This window comes from Bradyrhizobium sp. B124 (assembly GCF_038967635.1).
In the GTDB taxonomy this organism is placed as follows: Bacteria; Pseudomonadota; Alphaproteobacteria; order Rhizobiales; family Xanthobacteraceae; genus Bradyrhizobium.
On record NZ_CP152413.1, the window covers coordinates 5,011,317 to 5,034,962 of the forward strand.

Genomic DNA, 23,646 nt, shown 5'->3' on the forward strand with positions numbered 1-23,646 from the left:
CGCAGACAATGACGGAGAGAGCGGCAGTCACATGAAAGCCCCTGCCATGCTTCGCCGTCTCGCCGCCGCCGCCGTGCTTTCGCTTGCCTTCACAGCGAGCGCACTGGCCGCCGACAAGCCGCACCGCATCACGATCCAGGTCGACCAGAACGACCCGCAAATCATGAATCTCGCGCTCAACAACGCGACCAACGTGATCGAATATTACCGCGCCAGGAAGGAGGACGTGGAGGTCGACATCGTCACCTACGGCCCCGGCGTGCACATGCTGCGCAGCGATACTTCGCCGGTGCAGGACCGCATCAGGCGGCTCAAGGATTTCGTGTTTCCGGGCAAGATCCAGTTCTCCGCCTGCAACAACACCAGGCAGGGCATGGAGAAGGCCGAGGGCCACGCAATCTCCGTCGTCCCCGACGCCACCATCGTACCGTCGGGCGTGGTCCATCTGATGGAGCTGCAGGAGCAGGGCTGGAGTTACGTCCGGCCTTGATTGTGCGCTCCATCCAGAACCGTCATCCTGCGAGGATGTGAGGCTATATCCTCGTCCACCGCCGTCATCGCCCGGCCTGTGCGCAATTGCGCACATGGACCGGGCGATCCAGTACGCCGCGGCCTCTCGGCTCATGCACCGGCGTCTCTGGGATACTGGATCACCCGCATGCGCGGGTGATGACACCGAGCAAGCTGAGCAATCACCCTGTCATCCTGAGCTGACGAAGCCGGATTGGTCCCCGGGGGATGGATTTGCTTTGAATCCACCCTATCTATGGAATAATATCCTCTTCACGACTCGCCCCGGAGAACAGGTAAGCCGTCATGATCTTTCGCCAGCTCTTTGACAGCGTGTCCGGCACTTACAGCTATCTGCTCGCGAGCCGCGCCGGCGGCGAGGCGCTGATTCTCGATCCCGTGCTGGAGAAGGCCGACCGCTACTGCAAGCTGCTGCAGGAACTCGACCTCCGACTGGTGAAAGCCGTCGATACGCACCTGCATGCCGATCACATCACGGGCCTCGGCGAGCTGCGCGACCGCACCCAGTGCATCACCATCATGGGCGAGCAGAGCAAGGCCGACGTGGTGTCGATGCGCGTCGCCGACGGCGACAGAGTGACGATCGAGGGGCTCTGCCTCGAGGCGCTGTACACGCCCGGCCACACCGACGATTCCTATAGCTATCTGATGGGCGACCGCGTCTTCACCGGCGACACGCTCCTGATCCGCGGCACCGGCCGCACCGACTTCCAGAACGGCAGCGCGCGGGCGCAGTATGATTCGATCTTCAACCGCCTGCTCAAGCTGCCGGAGGAAACCCTGGTATTCCCCGCGCATGACTACAAGGGCGACACCGTCTCCACGATCGGCGAGGAGAAGCGCTACAATCCGCGGCTGCAGGTGAAATCGATCGACGACTATGTCGAGCTGATGAACAACCTTCATCTCCCGAATCCAAAGATGATGGACGTCGCGGTGCCCGCCAACATGCATGTCGGCCTGCATCAGGACCAGTTGGCCAAGGAAGGCCTCTCCCTCAGCGCGCGAGACGCCATCGCGAGCCTCGGCCGGCCCGATATCCTGCTGGTCGATTTGCGCGAGAGCGGCGAGCGGGCCAAGCACGGCATGCTGCCCGGCGCCCTGCACGCGCCCTATCCCGGGATTTGCGCCACGTTGCAGCCCGGCGGCATGCTGCGCGAAGTCGCGGCCGCGACCGGCCGCCGCGTCGTGTTCTTCTGCGCCTTCGGTGAGCGCTCGGCGATGGCCGTAGCCGCCGCGAAGAAAGCAGGGCTGGCGAACACCGCCCATATCGAAGGCGGCATCGATGCGTGGAAGAAGGCCGGCGGGCCGGTGGTGATGGGGTAAGCCGTTAGCCGCGCACAATTTCTATCACCGTCACCCTGAGGTGCGAGCGAAGCGAGCCTCGAAGGGCGACGGTCCCGCTCCCTCCGCGAACATTTGGAGATATCCGGGCCGTGCATCCTTCGAGGCTCGCAAGGGCTCGCACCTCAGGATGACGGGACGTAGATCGCGGGGCACATCAACTACCGCGCCACGCGCTTGAGTTCTTCCGTCAGCCGATCCAACGCATCCGCCAGCATCACGCCGCCGCACACCGTGAGCCGCTCCGGCAGCACGATCCGCTTGTCGGCCGGATAGAAGCGCTCCAGCGCCGGATGCAGCAGGAAGGCGCGGCCCTCATCCTCGGCGCGATCGCCCGCCTCCGACACCAGGATGAAATCCGGCCGCAGCTTTACAATTACCTCCAGCGAGGCAAATCCACCTGCGCCGACGCCGAGTTCGCCGGCCGCGTTGGTGAGGCCGGTTGCCGTCAGCAGCGAGCTGATCAGGCTGCTGTCACCGGAGACAAAGCCGCGGCGCTCCACCGGCAGCACCCGATAGTGATGACCATCCGCCACCGCCCGGGCCCGCGCGATCGCCGCATCGAGGCGCGAGATCTCGGCCTCTGCGCGATCCGGATGCCGCACGACATCGCCCATCGCGCGGATCTGATCTTTTACCTCGTCCAGCGTGCGCGGCACCGTGAGTTCGACGAGGTGCAATCCGTTGGCCTTCAGGAGATCGCGCGTCGCGCGCTTGTCGAACAGGCTGACCACGACGCGGTCGGGCTTGAGCAGCAGTACGTCCTCGGCCTCGCCGGACAGAAGTGGATAGTTTCGCGCCTGCTCGGCGGCCCAGGATTGCCAGGCATCACGGGAAAAGCGGCTGAGGCCGAGGATCTGGTCCGGGTCGGCCAGCGACAGCACGAGCTGGTCGCTGCAGACATTCATCGAGACGATGCGCGGTCCGGCGGCGGACGCGGCAGCGCACAAGATCAGCCATGCCGCTGCGGCCATCGCTGCGAGACGCTGCATCCTCATCAGACATCCGCCCATGGCACGATGACGGCCTCGCGCTGAAATTCGGCGCGGTAGGCGCTGACGCGGAACACGCCGGCCAGCACGCTCTCGGACAGCGCTTCAGCGGGCGCGCCTTGCGCCGCCAGCCGCCCGTCCGACAGCACCAGCACGTGATCGGCAAAGCGCGCGGCAAGCCCGAGATCGTGCGTTACCACGATGACGAGCACGCCGGTGTCGGCGACATTGCGCAGCTTCTGCATCACATCGATCTGGTGGCGCGGATCGAGCGAGGCGGTCGGCTCGTCGGCGAGGATCACCGGCGCCTCCACGGCCAGCACCCGGGCCAGCGCGACGCGGCTGCGCTCGCCGCCGGAGAGCTCGGTGACGCGGCGATCGCCGAATTCGGTGACGTCGACCGCCTGCATCGCCCGCAGCACCGCCTCGATATCCCTCGGCGACAGCCGCGCCGGATCGGTCGCGCCATGCGGATAGCGACCGAGCGCCACGATATCGCGCGCCGGCAGCGGCCAGTGCACCGTGTGCCCCTGCGGCAAATAGGCGAAACGCTTCGCCCGCTCGCGCAGCGCAAGCGACGCCAGTGCGTCGCCGCCGATGCTGATGTCGCCGTCGGATGGAATCAGCCCGGCCAGCACGCGCAGCAGCGTGGTCTTGCCGGCGCCGTTCGGACCGACCAGCGCGACCAGATGGCCCGCTTCCAGCGACAGCGAGACATCGTGCAACACCTTGCGGCTGCCGAGAGAAGCGTTGAGAGCGGTGGCGGAGAGTAGCGTCATGCCACGCCTCCGCCGAGCGCGCGGCGTTCGCGCATGATCAGATAGAGGAAGAACGGCACGCCGATGATCGAGGTCAGCACGCCGACCTTGATATCCGACGTCGAGGGGATGATGCGCACCGCGATATCGGCGGCGAGCAGCAGCGCCGAGCCGGTGAGCGCGCTCGGCACCAACAGCCGCGTCGGATCGTGACCGATCAGGGGGCGCATCAGATGCGGCGCGACGAGGCCGATGAAGCCGATCGTGCCGGTGACGGCGACCGCGCCGCCGACACCGAGCGCCACGCCCGTGATCACAAGCAACCTTAGCCGCCCGACATCGACGCCGAGGCTCTGTGCTGCTTCCTCGCCGAGCGTCAGCGCACGGAACGCGTTCGCCTGGCTGAGCAGGACGGCGGCGCCCGCGATGATGAAGGGCAGCGCCAGCGCCACGTGCTGGAAGCTGCGGTCCTCCAGCGAACCGAGCAGCCAGAATGCGATCTCCAGCACCACGAACGGATTGCTCGAGAGATTCATCACCAGCGCCGTCGCAGCTCCCGCAAAGCTCGAGATCGCGAGTCCCGCGAGGATCAGAATCAGCAGCCCGGAATTGCGGCCGGCGATCGCAAGCAGCGCGAACACCGAGCCGAACGCGGCGATGATCGCCACCACCGGCAGTGCATAGGAACGCACATCGGCGAGGACCAGCGCGATCACCAGCACCGCGCCGAACGCCGCCGATTGCGGCGCGCCGAACAGCGACGGCGAGGCCAGCGGATTGCGCAGCAGGCCCTGCAGCGCTGCGCCCGATAACCCGAGAATACCGCCGATCGCGAACGCCAGAATGGTGCGCGGCAGCCGGATCTCGCGCACGATCACCTGCGCCACGTCGCTGCCGCCGCCGAACAGCGCCTCGATCACCGCAAGCGGCGACAGCCTCACCGGCCCGATGCCGAGCGAGAGCACTAGCAGCAGCACCACGAGCGCGAGCAGCGCCGCGGTGGCGCCCCACCGGCGCCGCGCCGCGACCTCGGCCGCCAAGGCAAAATCCTGCACGCTCATTGGATCCATGCTCTTACAGCGATCGCCGTGGCAGACAAGCGACACTCAACAAAAACCGTGGCCACCTGGCAGCCGCCCGACCTCCGCCGGATTGACTTTGCTGCCCAGCCGAACCCTAGATGAACATGACGGTTCTTTCATGAGATGAAAAGGGAATGCGGTGCGGGGAAACTTCCCCAACGCCGCGGCTGCCCCCGCAACTGTATGCGGTGAATCCTTCGTCACAGGCCACTGGGAATCTCGGTCCTGGGAAGGCGACGAAGGGTAACGACCCGCGAGCCAGGAGACCTGCCGTCAGCCGTGGTCACACGCGAAGATGCCGGTCGGGGAGTACAGGCATGAGCTTCACTTGAGGCTGCAAGCAGCTGAGCCTGCGAGCACGATGGTGAGACTGGTTCGCGGTGACGTGCCACTGACGTTACCGAGGTCTCACTTAGATGTTCTCCAACTCTTCCTCCCGGCGCCGCCGCGCGCTTCTGCTCGCGTCGACGATGATCGCGCCGACAATCGTTCTCTCGACCGCACGGGCGCAGCAGGTGCTCTCTCCCAATCAGCTGCCGGCCATCGAAATCACCAAGCCGGGCGACCAGAATTTTACGCGCGCCAAGCCGGCCGCTGACGAAGCGCCGGCGCCGCGCCGCCCGGCGCCGGGCACCGCGCAAGGCAACAATGTGGGCAGCGGAGCAGGATCGAACACGACAGGGACCGGACCGGCCACCGGAACGGGCGGCACCGGTGGCGGCGGCCGCCAGTTCGCCGGCATCGTCGGCTCTTCCTCGACGGTGATCACGGCCGACGACATCGCGCATTCGCCGGTGCAATCGCTGCCCGAGATTCTCGCGCAGGCGCCGGGCGTGCAGCTGCAATCGCTTTATGGCAGCCCGAACGGCGCCAAGACCGCGGTCGACCTGCGCGGCTTCGGCGCATTCGCCTCCGACAATACCCTGTTCCTGCTCAACGGCCGCCGCCTCAACGACGTCGACAAGGCCGGCTTCGATCTCACCACGATCCCGCTCGATTCGATCGAACGCATCGAGATCACGCGCGGCAACAGCGGCGCGGTTCTCTACGGCGACAACGCGGTAGGCGGCGTGGTCAACATCATCACCAAGACCGGCGCCGGCGGTCCGCCGGCCACGATCCGGGCCGAAGGCGGCTTCGGCTCGTTCAACACCCGCATGGCCGCGGTGTCCGCGGCACTCAATTCCGGACCGTGGTCGACCTCGTTCTACGGCAACGGCATCAAGTCCGACGGCTACCGCGTCAACAACGCGCTCGACCAGCGCAACGCCGTCGGCAACGTCAACTACACGACATCGGATCTCACCGCCTTCCTCACCGTCACCGGCAGCGACCAGAAGCTCGGCCTGCCCGGCGGACGGCTGGTCGATCCGTCGATCGGCGTCAACGAGCTGCTCACCGACCGCCGCGGCGCGGCGACGCCGTTCGACTACGCCAATCAGCAAACCGCCAGCGTCACTGCCGGCTTCACCAAGACGCTGATGAACGGCGTCGACCTCATCGTCGATGGCGGCTGGCGCCAGCGCGAGACGCAAAGCGGCTTCTTCGGCACCGTGCCGACGATCAGCTTCGCCTCGACCTACAATGATGCCGCGCTGCAGACCTGGTCGATCACGCCGCGACTCAGCGTCAAGAACGTCGTGCTGGGCATGCCGTCCACGATCCTGACCGGCATCGACTATTACGATTCGACGTTCCGCGAGGCACGCGGCGCCTATCAGGGCGTCGATCCCTACCACATCTACAATATCGAGCAGCAGACCGTGGCCGGGTACTGGCAGCACACGATCGGCCTGCTGCCGACGACCGACTTCTCCTACGGCGCGCGCGTCCAGAACACGAGCGTGTCGGCACGCGACCGCTACGATCCGAATGCACCGTTTGCGTTCGACACGCAGGCGGCGCCGCTCGACAGCAACGAGACCCAATACGCGCTGCATGTCGGCGCCGAGCATCGCTTCACCGAGACCTTCTCGGTGTTCGGCCGCGCCGCGCGCGCATTTCGCACGCCCGATGTCGACGAGCGCGTCGCATCGGGTCCGTCATTCGACCCGCTGACCTTCGCCCCGATCCCGCAGAACTTCCAACTCAAGACCCAGACGTCGCAGGACGTCGAGGGCGGCTTCCGCGTCAAGACCAACCTGTTTCAGGTGCAGAGCAGCGTCTATCTGATGGATCTCGAGAACGAGATCCATTTCAACCCGGTGTTGTTCTACAACGTCAACCTCGACCCCACCCGCCGCTACGGCTCGGAGACCAGCGCCTCGCTCAAGGTCAGCGACACCGTGACGTTGCGCGGCGGCATGGCGATCACCCGCGCCGTGTTCCGCGAAGGCATGTGGGCCGGCAACGACGTTCCGCTGGTGTCGCGCTTTACCGGCAATCTCGGCGTGACCTGGAACATCTGGCAGAACTATCTGGTGTTCGATGCCACGGTGCGGGCCTGGAGCTCGCGCATCATGGACAACGACCAGGCCAACACCCAGAACCGGATTCCTGGCAACGCCACCGCCGATATCAAGCTCAGCGGGCAGGTTGACCGCTTCTTCTGGTCGCTCAGCGTGAACAATCTGTTCAATGCGCTGTACTACGACTACGCCATCGCGAGCTCGTTCACGGCCGGCCGCTTCTCGGCCTATCCGCTGCCCGGCCGCACCTACATGGTCAAGGCGGGCGCGACGTTCTAGGGCATGATGGTCGTGGCGGGTGTGACCCGGCCGCGCCATCTCCTCACGTTACAAGCACCGGCGAACTGGGGTAGAATTCCGGCTGCTGATTTGACCCGCGCAGGGGAAACGCATGGCCAAGGCCGGAAAGAAGAGCAAGGGCAGCGGCAAGATCGACGACAAGACCGACGACAAGTCGAAAAAGCCTCCGCCGCCCGCGGCGCCACAGGACGACGATTATTACGAGGACGGCGACATCGCCACGCCGAAGGTCGATCGCTACGGCAATGACGACGAGCCGTTGTGAGGGCTATACCCATCCACGATGTCGTCCTGGCGAAAGCCAGGACCCATTACCGTTGAAGCGAGTTAGCGGGTGAGCTGCCGCCCCAGCGTGCCGCCAAACTTGCAGCGGTGGTTATGGGTCCTGGCTTTCGCCAGGACGACGTGGTGAGGTATCGCGCAGAAAATTCTCGCCCTCGATCTTCCTGATACTCGCGCGATCGAGCAGATGCGCGCCAAAGCCACCGCGCGCCAGCGATGAGGCGATCGGCGGCGATGCCAGTAGCAGCACTGTCGTCATCGCCAGCGGCACGGCACTGAGCCAATCGAGCCGCACCGGCGTCAACTCCTCGCTGCTTCCCCGATAGAGACCCTCGCCCGCGGCGATGCGGCCGCATTCCCTGATCAGGTCGCGCCGCGTGCCGTCGCGCGATGCGCTGCCGAGCAGCGCCTGCATCGCGAGATGCGTCCGCACCCCGGCACGGCTCTCGGCCAGCTGCGCCGGTGTCTCGCCGAGCGAGACGCGCAGCAGCAGGTCGACCAGATCGGTGCCCGACCGGTACGCGTTGACAGGTTCGACCAGCCGCGGATTGCAGTCGATCAACAGCGGCGTTGCGCTGTCGAGCGGCATGATGACGTCGACCGAGAGCGCGCCGTGCCAGCCGAGATGCGCGCCGATGGTCTCGAGCGCGGCGCGGATCGCCGGCCGGCTCACGCTCTCCTTGATCGCCTCGCCGCCGCCGACGCCGGCCGCGATCTGCCGGTAGGCGTGGAAGCCAGTCAGCGTACCGCGGCAGAACACCGACTGGGCCTTCTCGACCGTGCCGGTAATGAGATCCTGCGCCAGCACCTCGCCGGCAAAGTCACCGGCGGATTCGAGATCATAGAGCGCGCGATTGAGATCACCTGCATCGCGCACGAACCAGACGCCGCGGCTGGCGGTGCCGACCGATGTCTTGACCACGGATGGAAACCGCACCGCCTCGCGCAGTCCGTCGGCCGAGCGCACGATCCGGGTCGGCGGCTGCGGCAGGCCGAGTTGGTCGAGCAGCCGGCTGAAGCCAGCCTTGCTGTGCACCGCGCGATAGCTGTCGAAATCCGGCAGCGCCAGGCCGCTCCGCGATGTCAGCCGCGCCGCGGCGCGGGCGAACAGGAAGCCTTGTTCATGGGTCGGCAGCAGCACATCGAAATGCCGCGCCGCCAATAGCCGCTCGATGAAGCGGAGGAAGCCGGCAGGATCTGACCGCAGCGGCGGACAATGATGGTATTTGCGGACAAAGCGGGAATAACGCGCCAGGCACCAGCGCGAGGGGTCACAGATCTCGACGTGATGGCCGGCCAGCCCCAGGATCGTGATCGCCTCGCGGCCGGAGGTGCTGGAGCCCTCTGACACAAGCACCCGGAGCGGCTTTTTGGCGTCGATCATGGCCGATCATCACCGCAGGACCACACTTTGTCGCCGCCTTTAATGCCGCATGTGTCGATCCGGCACGCCCGCGCCGGGGGCAGCCATGCGCCCGCGTTCATGGACAATTAGCGGCCAGCCTTTATTTTCTGCCGGCCCTGCCGGGCTTTTTTTTGACGCGTTTTCGTCACGCGAACCGGTACCCACTTCGCTCGAAAACGCTTTGGAATTGGGGCTTCACTGACATGGTCGACATTCTGGCCGCACCGCAGCAAGCGAAGGCCGACAGCGCGCTGCGCACGCTGACGGGAATTTCGGTCGCCCATTGGGTCAGCCATTTCCATATCTTCGTGCTGCCGATGCTGTTCCCGTTCCTGAAGCAGCAGCTCGGCGTCGGCTATGTCGAACTCGGGTTCGCGCTGACGGTGTTTGCGGTGGTGTCGGGCTTGACCCAGGCGCCGATCGGCTACCTCGCCGACCATATCGGCGCGCGCAAGATCCTGCTGATCGGGCTGACCATCGGCGGCTGCGCGCTGATCGGGCTCGGCCTGCATCTGAGCTATACGTCGCTGATCGTCTGTGCCGTGGTGCTTGGCCTCGCCAACAGCGTCTATCATCCGGCTGACTACGCGATCCTCTCGGCCCATATGGACGAGGCGCGGATGGGCCGCGCCTTCTCGATCCACACCTTTGCCGGCTTCCTCGGCGGCGCGGTGGCGCCTGCGATCATGGCGGCGCTGGTCGCCTCGATCGGCGGCCCCGGCGCGCTGATCGTGGCCGGCGCGGTCGGCCCGCTGGTGGCGCTGTTCCTGATCGTGCTCGGCATTCCCGATGCCGGCGCCAACAAGAACAAGCCGAAGGACGACGCGGCAGCGAAGGCCAGCGTGATCACGCCGGCGCTGATGGTGCTGACGGCGTTCTTCACGCTGCTCAGCCTGTCGACCTCGGGCATCAACAATTTCGGCGTGGTCGCGCTGATGGGCGGCTACGGCGCGTCGTTCTCGACCGCCAACATCGCGCTCACCGCGTTCCTCGGCGCCAGCGCGGCGGGCGTGCTCGCCGGCGGCTATCTCGCCGACTGGACCCATCGCCACAGCCAGCTCGCCGCGGCCTGCTTCGCGGTCAATGCCGTGCTGGTCGTGCTGGTCGCACTGGCGAACCTGCCGCCGGTGGCGCTCACGCTTGTGATGGGGCTTGCCGGATTCCTTGGCGGCGTGATCGCGCCGTCCCGCGACATGATGGTGCGCAATGCCGCCCCGCCCGGCGCCGCGGGCCGCGCCTTCGGCATCGTCTCCACCGGCTTCAACTTCGGCGGCATCGTCAGCCCGCTGCTGTTCGGCTGGATCATGGATCAGCACATGCCGCACTGGGTGTTCGGCGCCTCGGCGGTCTTCATGGTGCTGACCGTGCTGCTTGCGTTGGTCACCGAGCGCAAGCCACAGGCCTCTGCACTTGCGATCCAGGCGCAGCCCCGTTAGGGCGCCCGCGCGGATCGCCTTCGGCTGCCAAACTCACCGGCCCCAGAATGCGGGCGTCGTCTTGAACCGCCGCCAGCTCTTGCGCAGCGCTTTCGCCACCGCGATCTGATCGCGGGCCAGCCAGCCGGCCATCGCGCCGATGCCGAGGTGAAGCGCAGGCTGGTCGTCCTGCGCGATGGTGTGGAGCAACACGCGCGTGCTGCCGATGTCGCAGACCCGCCCCAGGCTGGTCTGCAGCCCGGCGAGCCGCTTCACGTAGCGCTTCGCCGGCGCGTGGGCCGCATAGAGCGGCAGGAAGAACTCCGCCGCATAGCGCAACTTCTTGAGGTTGATCCTGAGATTGTGCTGTGCGTGGATATCGAGCCGCCGGAAGCGCGCACCACGCTTCAATGTCTTGCGATGCAATCGTTCCAGAATTTGATCGGCGAGCACCGGCATTGGCTGCGACAGCACAGCCAGCGCTTCGCTGTCGATCTCGTTGCGCCAGCCGCGGCGTTCCACCAAATGCCCGAGCGAGAGCAGGAAACGGCTGCATCGGGGGTCAGCCAGGACGCTTTGCAAGGTCCCGTAGCTCGACTTCCGTTGCTGTTGAACTGCCTGGCGGAGGCCATCCAGATCGATATCCGGAACCGCGCTGACCAGGCGGTTGATCGTCGTCTCGGCGAACACGTCCCAATCCCGGGCCTTGCCGAGTTGCCGCATCAGCCATTTTGCTTCGCTGTTGATCGCCAGGAATGCCGGCGATGGAATGTCGCGCCGGAACAGCGCGCAGATCGTCCGCAAGCGTCGCAAGGCCACGCGCATCTGGTGCACGCCTTCGGGGTCCGATCCCTGCTCGGCCACCGCGTGATTTCTCAAAAGATGGTGCCAGCAGGAGCCCACCAACAGCGCGATGACGTCGTCGACCGCAAGCTCCGCGGTGATGCCTGGCAACTCGGCCTTCGCTGCCGACGGAGCGACATCGAACGCGAGCGCGTAGCCGCGTTCCGCCTTGCTGCGCGTGCCGATCTGCAGCGGTGCTGCATCGAGCAACTGGGTTCCGAGATCGAACAGGACGCCGGCATTGCCGCTCTTCAGTTCAAGCTCGATTTCCGACAGCACCTCCCGGCGCGCGTCGGCCTCGATCGTGCCCTCGTCGAATGCGATCTCAACCGACGCATCGGGCAGATCGAGCTGCCGCGCGTGGCGGCGCACTTTTGTCGCGAACACCGGCACCAGTGCAACGTTGCTCAGCGCCGCCACGGGATCGCCGATCTCGTCGGCGGGGAACCGCGCCAGATCAGGGGCGATGCCTTCAACCGCCGCCTCCCATTGGCGTCGCATCAGGGGCTGCGCGCCATTCGGCGCAAGCTTCAGCGTCTGGACGAAGGTCTTGCCGCTGCGTCGCACGCGCAGCGACATGCCATGCTGAAACAGCAGCCGCTCCGGCGTGTCGTAATAGACCGTCTCCAGCCGGTGAAATGCACCGCGATTGCGCGCATGCTGCACGATGCAGGCTGCCTCGCGCAGTTTTTCGAGGCTTCCTTGCGGCGCAAGCAGCTTGAGTTCGATTTCCGCCTGATCGCCATGCCTGACGGCAATGGGAGTCCCCGCATCGGTCACGACCGGCCGCCGTCCATTCAATGATATCGCCCCCGCCATGGTCTATGAAGGTTTCATGACAATGACAAGGCATAACGCGCCGTTGCAGTCTGCGTTGGCAGCGAATTGTATCTAAAACTACGCCTTTAGGTTGGATTTGGCCGCATCGCGATCCAAGCGCGAGAAGCGCGCTGCGCGGGCGCGAAGCGTTATGCGCAGCACGAATTCATTCCGATCGCCGCGACAGCACCTGCTTCAAGAGCGGCTCGATCCGCGACAGCTCATCGAGATGAACCGCAGACAGTTCGGCGAGATGATCGGCCGCGAGGCCTGTTAGCTTCAGCAGCACCCGTCGCTGGTCGGCGGGATCGAGCACGCGCTCGACCAGCCCGGCCTCCGACAACCGGTCGGCGAGTTCGACCGTGGTGTGGTGACGAAGCCGCAGCCGCTCGGCCAGATCGCCGATCGTCACCGGCCCGCCGCCCGGATAGCCCCTGATCGCCAGAAGAGCCTGATGCTGCCGCGGCGTCAGGCCCTCGGCTTTCGCCGCGTCCTGGCTGAATTCCAGAAAACGACGGATCAGATAGCGAAATTGCGACAGTGCCTCGTAATCGGCCTGGCTGGGAACCCGTTTTCGGGCCCTGTTCGGTGTCTTGGCCTGCGATTTCGCGGGTCTTTTCAACGCTGCCATTCGATGTCTCCTTGTAATTATATCGCAATGCGATATGACGCCCGCGTCCACGTCACCCGAGTCTTACGCCACCCATGAGCATCATTTCCACCAAGTCGAGCACCTCCGCCAAAATCGGCGACAAGGCCAGCCACCTGCTAAGCGATTTCACCACCGATCCGCGCGTCGTGGTGATCTCGGCGATCGCCGTGTTCGTCTCCGCCGCCGGCGTGCTGGCCGGTGCGGGACTGCTGCAACTGATCAAGCTTGCCACCAACATCGCCTATTTCGGCCAATTCAGCTTCGCCGACCTGAAATTGCAGGACTCGCCGCTTGGCCTCTGGACCGTGCTGGTGCCAGTCGCGGGTTCGCTGATCATCGGCCTGATGGCACGCTTCGGCAGCGAGAAGATCCGCGGGCACGGCATTCCGGAAGCCATCGAGGCCATCTTGCTGGGTCGTTCGCGGCTCGATCCCAAGGTGGCGATCCTGAAGCCTTTGTCGTCGGCGGTATCAATCGGCACCGGCGGCCCGTTCGGCGCTGAGGGCCCGATCATCATGACGGGCGGCGCGATCGGCTCGCTGATCGCGCAGATGCTCCCCGTCACGGACAACGAGCGCAAGACCCTGCTTGTGGCCGGCGCCGCCGCCGGCATGACCACGGTGTTCGGAACGCCGATCGCCGCGATCATGCTGGCGGTCGAACTCCTGCTGTTCGAATGGACGCCGCGCAGCTTCATTCCCGTCACCGTCGCCGCCGTGGTGGCAGCGGTCGGGCGCACCTTCCTGCACATGCCTGCGCCGCTGTTTCCGTTCACGGGCAGCGTCGACATCTCCTTGCTCCAGCTCGGCGCCTGGATGCTGATCGGAATCCTCTCCGGGCTGCTGTCGGGTGTGCTCACCCAGCTGGTCTATGGCTGCGAGGACACTTTCCTCAAGCTGCCGATCCACTGGATGTGGTGGCCACTGATCGGCGGCCTGGTCGTCGGCCTCGGCGGGCTGATCGAACCGCAGGCGCTCGGTGTCGGCTATGACAATTTGGCTTCGATGCTGCAAGGCGACGTGGTGCTGAAAGCCGCGCTGCTGCTGCTCGTGGTGAAGGCGGTGATCTGGTCGGTCGCGCTCGGCTCGGGCACGTCGGGTGGCGTGCTGGCGCCGCTGCTGATCATGGGCGGCGCGATGGGCACGGCGCTGAGCGGCTATTTGCCGGCCGCGAGCCCCGGCTTCTGGGCGCTGCTGGCGATGGCGGCGACGATGGGCGGCACGATGCGCTCGCCACTGACCGCGACCTTCTTCGCGGTCGAGCTCACCGGCAACACCCATGTGCTGCTGCCGCTGATCGCGGCCTGCGGCACCGCGCACGGCGTCACGGTGCTGCTGATGCGGCGCTCGATCCTGACCGAGAAGGTCGCGCGGCGCGGCCACCATCTCGTGCGCGAGTACCGGGTCGATCCCTTTGCGCTGACACGCGTGCGCGACGTGATGACCAAGGCGGTCGAAACCGTTTCCGACACCATGACGCTGCACGGCGCGGCAGCCTTCCTGACCAACCCGAAGACCGGTCACCCGAGCTTCCCGGTCGTCGACGCCAACCATCACGTGCTCGGGGTGATCGATCCGCCGTCCGTGCTGCGCTGGCGCCGCGCCGGCAAGCATCGCACCGCGACGCTCAACCAGCTGCTGGCGGGCGGCAAGATCACCGTCGCCTATCCCGATGAGTATCTCGACCGGCTCGCCGACCGCCTGATGCAGGTCAACGTCTCGCATCTGCCTGTCATCTCGCGCGAGGATCAGCGCCTCGTCGGCTACATCGGCTGGAAGGACCTGATGCGGGTGCGCGCCAGGCTGCAGGCCGAGGAAACCCAGAAGACATCCTTCTTCGGCGCGCGATAGCGCAACACGAATCCAGCCGTGGACTCCGTTTCACCTCGCCCCGCGTGCGGGGAGAGGTCGGAACGCATCGTTAGATGCGTTCCGGGTGAGGGGGAGCCTCCACGAACGTAGCTATCACCGCATCTGCGGAGACGGCCCCTCACCCCAACCCTCTAAGAGCGAGCTTCGCTCGTCTCGGCCCCGTAAGAACGGGGAGAGGGAGTGCAGCGCCGCGCGTCGCGGAACAAATTTCCGCCGGGCGCAACGCGCGATCCTCGCGGGCAAATCACCGCCAGCGCATCCCAGAGCTTCACCGGCGATGGTTGACAGCATCAAGGGCTCACCCATGATGCCGGCAACCAAGAACAGCCACGGGATGAAACGCCATGACCTCGACCCCAGACCTCGTGATCCGCGGCGGCAACATCGCCGACGGCAAGGGCGGCGACCTCTATGAAGCCGATGTCGCGATCTCAGGCGGCAAGATCACCGAAGTCGGCAAGGTCGCCGCAAAAGGCAAGGAAGAGATCGACGCGCGCGGCAGACTGGTGGCGCCCGGCTTCGTCGACGTCCACACCCATTACGACGGCCAGGTGACCTGGAGCCAGGACATCACGCCGTCGTCGCAGAACGGCGTCACGACAGCGATCATGGGCAATTGCGGCGTCGGCTTCGCGCCGTGCCGGCCGAGCGATCACGGCAGGCTGATCGAGCTGATGGAAGGCGTCGAGGACATTCCGGAGCCGGTGCTCTCCGCCGGCATTCCTTGGGCGTGGGAAAGCTTCCCCGATTACATGGAGTGGCTGTCGAAGCGCAGCTTCGACATGGACATCGGCGCGCAACTGCCGCACGCGGCGCTGCGGGTCTATGTGATGGGCGAGCGCGGCGCGCGCCGCGATCCCGCGACGCCCGAGGACAATCAGGCCATGGCGGCGCTCGCCGGTGATGCGGTGCGGTCCGGCGCGCTGGGCTTCTCGACCTCGCGCACGCTCAACCACCGCACTTCGACCGGCGACTACACGCCGACGCTGAAAGCGGGCGAAGATGAATTGACCGCGATCGCCGGCGCGATGCACGGCGTCGGCCGCAGCGTGCTGCAATTCGTGCTCGACCAGAGCACCGTCCACGAAGATCTGCCGATGATGCTGCGGGTCGCCGAGAACACGAGGTGCCCGATCTCGTTCTCCGTCGCCCAGGCCGACAAGGCGCCGCGGCGCTGGCGGCAGACCATGGACACCATCAATGAGGCCGCCGCCCGCGGCCTGTCGATCACGACCCAGATCGCGGCGCGGCCGGTCGGGCTGCTGCTCGGGCTGGAATTGTCGCGCAACCCGTTCCAGACCCATCCGAGCTATCGCGAAATCGCCAGGCTGCCGCTGGCCGAGCGGCTGACGCAGTTGCGGCGGCCCGAAGTGCGCGCGGCGATCCTGAGCGAGAGCGCGACGGCGACCGACGATCCGCTGTTCTTCCGGCCGAACTACGACAAGATGTATCTGCTGGGTAATCCGCCGGACTATGAGCAGCCGCCGGAGAACGCGCTCGGCCCGCAGGCGCGCCGCCAGGGCCGGCAGCCGGAAGAGCTCGCCTATGACGCGATGCTGACCGACGAGGGCCGCGGCATGCTCTATGTGCCGTTCCTGAATTATGCCGACGGCAATCTCGATGCCGTGCATGAGATGCTGCGCGAACCCAGCGCCGTGCCCGGCCTGTCCGACGGCGGTGCGCATTGCGGCATCATCTGCGATGCCAGCTTCCCGACCTATCTGCTGACGCACTGGACGCGCGACCGCAGTCGCGGCGAGAAGCTCTCGATCCCGTTCGTGATCGCGGCGCAGTCGCGCAAGACCGCGCTTTCGGTCGGCCTCACCGATCGTGGCGTGATCGCGCCCGGCTTCAAGGCCGACGTCAACGTGATCGACTACGACCGGCTGCATCTGCATCCTCCGAAGGTGCATTACGACCTGCCGGTCGGCGGCCGCCGCCTGTTGCAACAGGTCGACGGCTACGACGCCACCATCGTCTCCGGCGTGGTCACCCAGCGCGAGGGCAAGGCCACCGGCGCGCGGCCGGGCAGGCTGGTGCGCGGCGCGCAGGGCATGAATTGAGGTAGCTTGTAGCCCGGATGAAGCGAAGCGCAATCCGGGGCAGCTCGATCCGAGGATAGCAAGGCCCCGGATTTCGCTGCGCTTCATCCGGGCTACAGAGAGCTCGACATTGACGCGAACCGCGGCCGCCGCGTCCACCCTCCCCTGGAGGGGGAGGGTCGCTGGGCATGTAGCGAAGCGGAATGCGCAGCGGGGTGGGGTGACGGTCTCTCCACACGGATGCTGCCCGTGTTGAGAGATCACCCCACCCCGTCTCACATTTCGTTGCGCTCAATGTGATCCGACCCTCCCCCTCCAGGGGAGGGTCGAAGCAGCACGTCCCTTACGTCGGCGACATCGCGCCCTTGATCGTGCCCGCTTGCTGCGAGCTGCCGGTCAGCCGCGCACGCTCGGTGTTGGGCCACAGCAGCAGCAATCCGAGCAGGCCGGAGCCGACCATGATTGCGGCGTTGATGGTGAAGCCGCTCATATAGCCGGCCATCGGCGTGGCAGCGTGCTGGATCACACTGCCCATCACCGTCGGCGCCAGGATGCCTGAGATGGTGTACAGCGCGCCGTAGATCGCGATGATCGCGCCGCGCTGCGACACCGGCGTGAACTCGCCGAGCATCGGCGGACACACCACATAGATCGAGCCGCACAGGCCGGAGCCGATCACCAGCAGTGCGATCATCAGCGCGCCGGGCGGCGCATAGGGCAGCGTTGCGAGAATGGCGCCGCCGATGATCAGAGGCACCGAGCCGAGCACGCCGCGCGCGCCGCGGGTGGTGAAGCCGCGCGCCAGCATCAGCTGCGAGATCCAGCCGGTCAGGAGCACGATCGTCGCACCGAAGATCCAGGGCAGGATCGAGACGAAGCCGGCCTGCTGCTGCGAGAAGCCGAGCCCCTCGATGATGAAGGAGGTGAACCAGGTCAGCCCGAGCGACAACGCCCAGTAGGCGCCGAAGGTCGCGACCACGCAGCCGACGAAGGTGCGCGACGTCAGCAGCTTCCAGTAGGGAATCCGTGGCTCGTCGGCAAGAACGGCAGCCGTCGACACCAGCGGCCCTTCCTTGCCGAGCGCGAACCAGGCGACGCTCCAGAGCAGGCCGACGATGCCGAGCGCGCCGAAGGCGTGATGCCAGCTGTGATTGACGATGATCCAGTTCAGCGCGGGCACCGCGAGGATCACGCCAAACGCCGACCCCTGCGACAGGATCGCGGTCGGCAGCGTGCGCTTCTCATCCGGAAACCATTTGTAGATCGCGTGCGCGGCGACCGAGAAGGCCGGTCCCTCGCCGGCGCCGAGGATGATGCGGCAGATCGTGAGCGTCGTGAGGCTGACGGTGCCGATCATCGGAAATTGCGTCAGCGACCAGATCACCGCCAGGATCAGCAGCACCCAACGCGTGTCGACGCGGTTGACGATGAAGCCGACCACGATCGCCGAGATCGAGAACAGATAGAAGAAGGATGAGCCGAGATCGCCGAACTGCTCCGGGGTGAGACCCATCTCCTTCCGGATCGGCACGCCGGCAAGCCCGACCACGATCTTGTCCGCAAAGTTCACCACCATGTACAGGAACAGAAGGAAGGTGATTTGCCAGGCGCCTTTGGGCGTCCCCTTCGACATCCCCTTGGGCGTCGGTTGCGTCGTCATGTCTGGCTCCCCGTCGTTTCGTTTTTTGGCTCGTAAGATCGGCCCCGCCGGGATGCTAGCCACGCCTCGCCGCGCAACGCAACCCGCATTTCCTCGGGTTCTGTGGCCGGCGCGACACGACGGCCGGGCAAGCGCGCCCCGATCACGATCGCGTCGTCGCGGCCAGTGAAGCGGTGATCTGTCATGGGCCGGCTGCTATGCTCGGGGCAACGAAAAGCCGAGGTTATTGAAGGTTGGGTTATTTCATGAACAGATCGATCCTTCGCGCGGCCGCCTGCGCTGCGCTTATGTCCGCCACGCTGCTCGCCGTGCCTGAAGTCCGCGCCGAGGACGCCGCCGGTCCCGACTATGCGGCGATCGTCGCCGCGCCCGATCGCAGCGATGCGGATCGCCAGGTCGACCAGCGCCGCCAGCCGGCCAAGATGCTCGCCTTTGCCGGCGTCAAGCCCGGCATGACCATTCTCGACATGGCCGCGAGCGCCGGCTACAGCACCGAATTGCTCGCGCGCACCGTCGCCCCTTCGGGCAAGGTCTACGCGCAGGATTCGGCGACCGTGCTCGAGCGCTTCGTCAAGGACAAGTTCGACACCCGTGCCAAGGCGCCGGCGATGAAGAACGTCGTCCATGTCGTGCGCGACTATGACGATCCGATCCCGCCCGAGGTCAACAACCTCGACATGATCACCTTGTTCTTTTTCTATCACGACATCAGCTATCTGCCGGTCGACCGCGCCGCGATGAACAAGAAGATGTTCGCCGCGCTCAAACCCGGCGGCTTCCTGGTCATCGCGGACCACTCGGCCAAGGCGGGCGAAGGCGTAAGCGTCGCCAAGACGCTGCACCGGATCGAGGAGAGCACCCTGAAGCAGGAGATCGAGGCGGCCGGCTTCAAGCTGGTGGCCGAGGCCGATTTCCTGCATCATGCGGAGGACCCGAAGGACATTCCCGTCTTCAAGGCGCCGGTGCCGATCGACGAGTTCGTCCTGAAATACCAGAAGCCTTGAATGAGGCACGGCCATCGCTTCATCTGACCAGACCGTCGCGGTGCTTCGCGTCACCGGCCTGACCAAGAGTTACCGCTCTGCCAGTGAAGACGTCGCGGTGCTGCGCGGCGTCGATCTGGCCGTTGCAACCGGCGAGAGCGTGGCGCTGTCAGGCGAATCCGGCAGCGGCAAGAGCACGCTGCTGCATCTGATCGCGGGGCTGGACGCCGCCGACAGCGGCGAGATCAGGCTTGCCGATATCACGGTCTCCGCCCTCAGCGACGCCGGCCGCGCCGAGCTGCGCCGCGACCGGCTCGGCCTCGTGTTCCAGCAATTCAACCTGATCCCGAGTCTGACGGTTGCGGACAATCTCGTGTTCCAGTCCCGCATCGCCGGCCGGCACGATTCCGCCTGGCATGACGAGCTGGTCGAGCGGCTCGGGCTCAAGCAGCTCCTCAAGCGCTATCCCGAGCAATTGTCCGGCGGCCAGCAGCAGCGCGTCGCGATCGGCCGCGCGCTGGCGCCGAAGCCGCTGTTGCTGCTCGCCGATGAGCCGACCGGCAATCTCGACGAGGACACCGCCGACGAGGTGCTGCGGCTGGCACGCGATCTGGTTGCTCGCACCGGCTGCGGCTTCCTGATGGTCACCCACAGCGCGCGGCTCGCCGCGACGCTCGACCGCCAGGTCACCCTGCATGCCGGTATAATCGCATGAGGCGGGCGCTGTGGATTCTTGCGGTGCTGCTGAGCCATTGGCGGCGGCATCCGATGCAGCTCGCGACGCTGTTGATCGGGCTGATCTCGGCCACCGCGCTGTGGAGCGGCGTGCAGGCGCTGAACCAGCAGGCCCGCATCGCCTATAACCGCGCCGCCGCGACCTTCGGCGGCTCGCGCACCGCCATGCTGGTGAGCCGCGACAGCGCGACCTTCCCGCAAAAACTGTTCGTCGATCTGCGCCGCGCCGGCTGGCCGGTGTCACCGACGCTGGAGGGCCGGGTCCAGATCGACGGGCGCAGCTTGCGCCTGCTCGGCGTCGAGCCGGTGACGCTGCCGTCCGAGGTCGGCAACGCACCGGCGGTCGGACGCGGCAGCCTGCTATCCTTCGTCACGCCGCCCGGCGAGATGCTGGTGGCGGGCGAGACGCTGCGCGATCTCGGCCTCAAGGAAGGCGAACGGCCGCAGGCCAACGGCATCACCTTGCCGCCGCTGCGCGTGCAGGCGGAGCTCGCACCCGGCGCGCTGGTCGTCGATATCGGCATCGCGCAGGACATCCTGAAGATGCCCGGCCAGGTGTCGCGCCTGCTGGTCGGCAAATCGAAAACGCCGCGCGCGACGCTTGAAAGCGTGGCCGGCGAAAAACTTCGGCTGGTGGAGCCGAGCGCCGAGAGCGACCTCGAGCGCCTGACCGACAGTTTCCATCTCAACCTCACCGCATTCGGCCTGCTGTCGTTCTTCGTCGGCCTGTTCATCGTCAACTCCGCGGTCGGCCTCGCTTTCGAACAGCGGCTGCCGATGCTGCGCACCTTGCGCGCCTGTGGCGCCTCGGCACGGCTGCTCAACACCGTGCTGGTGATCGAGCTGGTGTCGCTGGCGCTGGTCGCCGGCCTGATTGGCCTCGTCTGCGGCTACTTCATTGCGGCAGCCTTGCTGCCCGATGTCGCGGCCTCGCTGCGCGGGCTCTATGGCGCGCAGATCCCCGGACAGCTTTCGCTCAAGCCCGCCTGGTGGTTCGCCGGCATCGCCATCAGCATCCTGGGCGCGCTCGCAGCCGCCGCCGCGAGCCTTGCCAAGGCGATCCGGATGCCGGTGCTTACGACGGCGCAGCCGCAGGCCTGGCAGCAGGCGCAACGGCGCTGGCTCATGTTCCAGAGTGCCGCGGCACTCGCGGTGTTTGCGGTCGCCGCGGCTCTGATTCAGTTCGGCGATTCCCTGATCGCGGGCTTTGCCGTGCTGGCTGCGCTGATGCTGGGCGCGGCGCTGATCCTGCCGATGGTGCTGCAGATCGCGCTCGCGTTCGGCCAGCGCAGCGCGCGGGCGCCGGTCGGCATGTGGTTCTGGGCCGACAGCCGCCAGCAGCTCTCGGGCCTCTCGCTGGCGCTGATGGCGCTGTTGCTCGCGCTCGCGGTCAATGTCGGCGTCAGCACCATGGTGGAGAGTTTTAGCCGCACCTTCCTGGTCTGGCTCGACGGCCGCCTCGCCGCCGACGTCTACATCAGCGCCGCCAGCGATCAGCAGGCGAAAGAGATCAAGGCGTGGTTACGTGACCGGCCCGAGGTTCAGGCCATCCTGCCCGGCGGCCGCGCCGACACCCAGCTTGGCGGCGCGCCGATCGAGGTGCTCGGCCTGCCCGACCACGTCACCTATCGCGACAACTGGCCATTGCTGGAAAGCACGGCGAATGCCTGGGTGCGCTTGCGTCCCGGCGACACTTGTCTGGTCAGCGAGCAGCTGTCGCGGCGGATGAAGCTTGCGATTGGCGATCATATCGAGGTGCCTGCCCCGGGCGGCAACTGGCCGCTCGAGATCGTCGGCATCTATGCCGATTACGGCAACCCCAAAGGCCAGATCGCGGTCAACTTCGCCGCGCTGACCCGGCGCTTTCCGCTGACGCCGCAGACCCGGATCGGGCTCCGCGTCGCGCCCGATCACATCGCCCCGCTGATCACAGCATTGCAGGAGAAGTTCGGCCTCGACGACCGCAACGTCGCCGACCAGGCGACGATGAAGCGGGAATCCAGGCGGGTGTTCAACCGCACCTTCTCGGTGACCGCGGCGCTCAACGCCTTCACGCTCGGCGTCGCCGGCATCGCGCTCCTGACCAGCCTGCTCACGCTGGCCAATTCGCGGCTGCCGCAGCTTGCGCCGCTGTGGGCGATCGGCCTGACGCGGCGGCGGCTCGCGGCGCTCGAACTGTTGAAGACCATGGCGGTCGCATTGATCACCGCGCTGTTCGCACTGCCGCTCGGCCTTCTGGTTGCGTGGTGCCTGCTTGCGATCGTCAATGTGAAAGCATTCGGCTGGCGGCTGCCGTTCCACGTCTTCCCATTGCAGCTGATCGAGCTGCTCGCCGTGGCACTCACCGCCGCCTTCTGTGCGGCGGCGCTGCCGGTCGCTAGACTGGCGCGCATGCAGCCAGCCAGCCTGATCAGGATCTTCGTCAATGAGCGCTAGCGGCATGATCACGCGGCGCGCGTTTGCCGGCGGCGCGCTGGCGCTCGCGCTCGGCGGCAAGAGCCGTGCGCAGGGCTTCGCCGGGCTCGGCGAGAATGCCGAAGGTTTTGCCGCCGTCACGCCGGGCAAGCCATTCGTATTCCCAATCGATCACGGCCCGCATCCGGAATTCCGGATCGAATGGTGGTACGTGACGGCGAATCTCTCCGACGCGAATGGCGCGGCCTATGGCGCGCAATGGACGTTGTTCCGCCAGACGATGAAGCCGGGCGGACCTGCCGAGGGCTGGGCCAACCAGCAGGTCTGGATGGGCCACGCCGCCGTGACCAACGCCACCACGCATCGCTTCAGCGAGACCTTTGCGCGCGGCGGCGTTGGGCAGGCCGGCGTCGAGGCCACGCCGTTCCGCGCCTGGATCGACGCCTGGGAGATGCACGGGATCGATCCATTCGATACGCAGCGCATCGCGCCGCTCGAGCTGAAGGCTTCGGCTGCCGACTTCAGCACCGCGCTCCGCCTCGACGCCAATCGCCCGCTGGTGCTGCAGGGCGACCATGGCTACAGCCGCAAGTCGGATCGCGGACAAGCCTCCTATTACTACAGCCAGCCGTTCTACCAGGCATCCGGCCGCATCGTGATCGACGACAGACCGATCGACGTCACGGGCATGGCCTGGATGGATCGCGAATGGAGCAGCCAGCCATTGGCGGTGGATCAAACCGGCTGGGACTGGTTCTCGCTGCATCTGCCCGGCGACGAGAAGCTGATGCTATACCGGCTGCGCCAGAAGGATGGCCGCGAGAACCTGTTCGGCAACTGGTTCACGCCGGACGGCCGCTCGGCCGAGATCGCCGGCCCCGGCAACAGCATCACGCCAGTTGCGACCACCGAGATCGACGGCCGCAAGCTGCCGACGTCATGGCACGTCGCCGTTCCGGCGCGCGGCCTTGCCGTCGAAACCACGCCGCTCAATCCGAAGGCCTGGATGGGGACCAGCTTCCCCTATTGGGAAGGCCCGATCCGCTTTGCGGGCAGCCACGCGGGAATCGGCTATCTTGAGATGACCGGGTACTGAAACGCCGACAGAA

Annotated in this window: 18 protein-coding genes and 1 riboswitch; of the genes, 11 read left to right on the forward strand and 7 right to left on the reverse strand. The window is 66.3% G+C overall.

The features are described 5' to 3' along the window. The first annotated feature begins 31 nt into the window (after window positions 1–31). Together AAFG13_RS23985 and AAFG13_RS23990 are read left to right on the forward strand one after the other, a co-directional pair. A complete protein-coding gene (locus tag AAFG13_RS23985) occupies window positions 32–490 on the forward strand; it encodes a DsrE family protein (protein WP_342708420.1) in 459 nt (152 codons plus the stop codon). Window positions 491–816: 326 nt separating this feature from the next. Continuing rightward, entirely contained in the window at window positions 817–1,857 is a 1,041-nt protein-coding gene (locus AAFG13_RS23990) for an MBL fold metallo-hydrolase (RefSeq protein WP_342708421.1), read from the forward strand. 179 nt (window positions 1,858–2,036) lie between these two features. Here AAFG13_RS23990 and AAFG13_RS23995 read toward each other — a convergent pair whose 3' ends face one another. From AAFG13_RS23995 to AAFG13_RS24005, 3 genes are read right to left on the reverse strand one after another with little or no spacing between them, the layout of a single operon-like run. Beyond that, complete coding sequence (locus AAFG13_RS23995; protein ID WP_342713383.1) at window positions 2,037–2,867, reverse strand: ABC transporter substrate-binding protein; 831 nt, start codon at window positions 2,865–2,867, stop codon at window positions 2,037–2,039. Between the two features lie 5 nt (window positions 2,868–2,872). After that, window positions 2,873–3,646 (reverse strand): ABC transporter ATP-binding protein, encoded by a 774-nt coding sequence (locus tag AAFG13_RS24000; protein WP_342708422.1) that lies wholly within the window; start codon window positions 3,644–3,646, stop codon window positions 2,873–2,875. Beyond that, entirely contained in the window at window positions 3,643–4,686 is a 1,044-nt protein-coding gene (locus AAFG13_RS24005; RefSeq protein WP_342708423.1) for an iron ABC transporter permease, read from the reverse strand. Before AAFG13_RS24005 ends, AAFG13_RS24000 begins: the two co-directional genes overlap by 4 nt. Before the next feature lie 112 nt (window positions 4,687–4,798). After that, a riboswitch (cobalamin riboswitch) is annotated at window positions 4,799–4,997 on the forward strand. 180 nt (window positions 4,998–5,177) lie between these two features. Here AAFG13_RS24005 and AAFG13_RS24010 point away from each other — a divergent pair. Then, window positions 5,178–7,394, forward strand: coding sequence for a TonB-dependent receptor (locus AAFG13_RS24010; RefSeq protein ID WP_342708424.1), 2,217 nt, complete (start codon window positions 5,178–5,180; stop codon window positions 7,392–7,394). Between the two features lie 112 nt (window positions 7,395–7,506). Further along, window positions 7,507–7,680, forward strand: a complete 174-nt coding sequence (locus AAFG13_RS24015) for a hypothetical protein (RefSeq protein WP_212316837.1) — start codon at window positions 7,507–7,509, stop codon at window positions 7,678–7,680. Between the two features lie 111 nt (window positions 7,681–7,791). Here the strand turns inward: AAFG13_RS24015 and AAFG13_RS24020 are convergent, their stop codons facing one another. Beyond that, complete coding sequence (locus tag AAFG13_RS24020; protein ID WP_342708425.1) at window positions 7,792–9,081, reverse strand: hypothetical protein; 1,290 nt, start codon at window positions 9,079–9,081, stop codon at window positions 7,792–7,794. Window positions 9,082–9,305: 224 nt separating this feature from the next. Between AAFG13_RS24020 and AAFG13_RS24025 the strand changes: the two genes are divergently transcribed. After that, window positions 9,306–10,538, forward strand: coding sequence for an MFS transporter (locus AAFG13_RS24025; protein WP_342708426.1), 1,233 nt, complete (start codon window positions 9,306–9,308; stop codon window positions 10,536–10,538). Window positions 10,539–10,571: 33 nt separating this feature from the next. Here AAFG13_RS24025 and AAFG13_RS24030 read toward each other — a convergent pair whose 3' ends face one another. Both AAFG13_RS24030 and AAFG13_RS24035 read right to left on the reverse strand, forming a co-directional pair. Further along, window positions 10,572–12,140 (reverse strand): CYTH and CHAD domain-containing protein, encoded by a 1,569-nt coding sequence (locus AAFG13_RS24030; protein WP_212316830.1) that lies wholly within the window; start codon window positions 12,138–12,140, stop codon window positions 10,572–10,574. Between the two features lie 205 nt (window positions 12,141–12,345). Further along, window positions 12,346–12,810 carry a helix-turn-helix domain-containing protein gene (locus AAFG13_RS24035; protein WP_212316828.1) on the reverse strand — a complete coding sequence of 155 codons (465 nt, stop codon included), beginning with the start codon at window positions 12,808–12,810 and terminating at the stop codon, window positions 12,346–12,348. Window positions 12,811–12,884: 74 nt separating this feature from the next. Here AAFG13_RS24035 and AAFG13_RS24040 point away from each other — a divergent pair, with 74 nt between their 5' ends. Together AAFG13_RS24040 and AAFG13_RS24045 are read left to right on the forward strand one after the other, a co-directional pair. Next, a complete protein-coding gene (locus AAFG13_RS24040) occupies window positions 12,885–14,681 on the forward strand; it encodes a chloride channel protein (protein WP_342708427.1) in 1,797 nt (598 codons plus the stop codon). A gap of 365 nt (window positions 14,682–15,046) precedes the next feature. Further along, window positions 15,047–16,765, forward strand: coding sequence for an amidohydrolase family protein (locus AAFG13_RS24045; protein WP_342708428.1), 1,719 nt, complete (start codon window positions 15,047–15,049; stop codon window positions 16,763–16,765). A gap of 322 nt (window positions 16,766–17,087) precedes the next feature. On the opposite strand, the gene AAFG13_RS24050 is transcribed toward AAFG13_RS24045, so the two are convergent. Beyond that, on the reverse strand, window positions 17,088–18,404 hold the full coding sequence (locus tag AAFG13_RS24050) for an MFS transporter (protein WP_342708429.1): 1,317 nt from the start codon (window positions 18,402–18,404) through the stop codon (window positions 17,088–17,090). A 245-nt stretch (window positions 18,405–18,649) separates the two neighbouring features. Here AAFG13_RS24050 and AAFG13_RS24055 point away from each other — a divergent pair, with 245 nt between their 5' ends. Genes AAFG13_RS24055 through AAFG13_RS24070 form a run of 4 tightly spaced genes read left to right on the forward strand, consistent with a single transcriptional unit; the run spans window position 18,650 to window position 23,633 of the window. Beyond that, window positions 18,650–19,408: a class I SAM-dependent methyltransferase gene (locus AAFG13_RS24055; protein WP_342708430.1), complete on the forward strand. Its 759-nt coding sequence runs from the start codon at window positions 18,650–18,652 to the stop codon at window positions 19,406–19,408. Window positions 19,409–19,448: 40 nt separating this feature from the next. Further along, window positions 19,449–20,102: an ABC transporter ATP-binding protein gene (locus AAFG13_RS24060; protein WP_342708431.1), complete on the forward strand. Its 654-nt coding sequence runs from the start codon at window positions 19,449–19,451 to the stop codon at window positions 20,100–20,102. Further along, window positions 20,099–22,558, forward strand: coding sequence for an ABC transporter permease (locus AAFG13_RS24065; protein WP_342708432.1), 2,460 nt, complete (start codon window positions 20,099–20,101; stop codon window positions 22,556–22,558). The genes AAFG13_RS24060 and AAFG13_RS24065 overlap by 4 nt, the downstream gene beginning before the upstream one ends. Further along, entirely contained in the window at window positions 22,548–23,633 is a 1,086-nt protein-coding gene (locus AAFG13_RS24070; protein ID WP_342708433.1) for a lipocalin-like domain-containing protein, read from the forward strand. Before AAFG13_RS24065 ends, AAFG13_RS24070 begins: the two co-directional genes overlap by 11 nt. Window positions 23,634–23,646 lie beyond the last annotated feature (13 nt).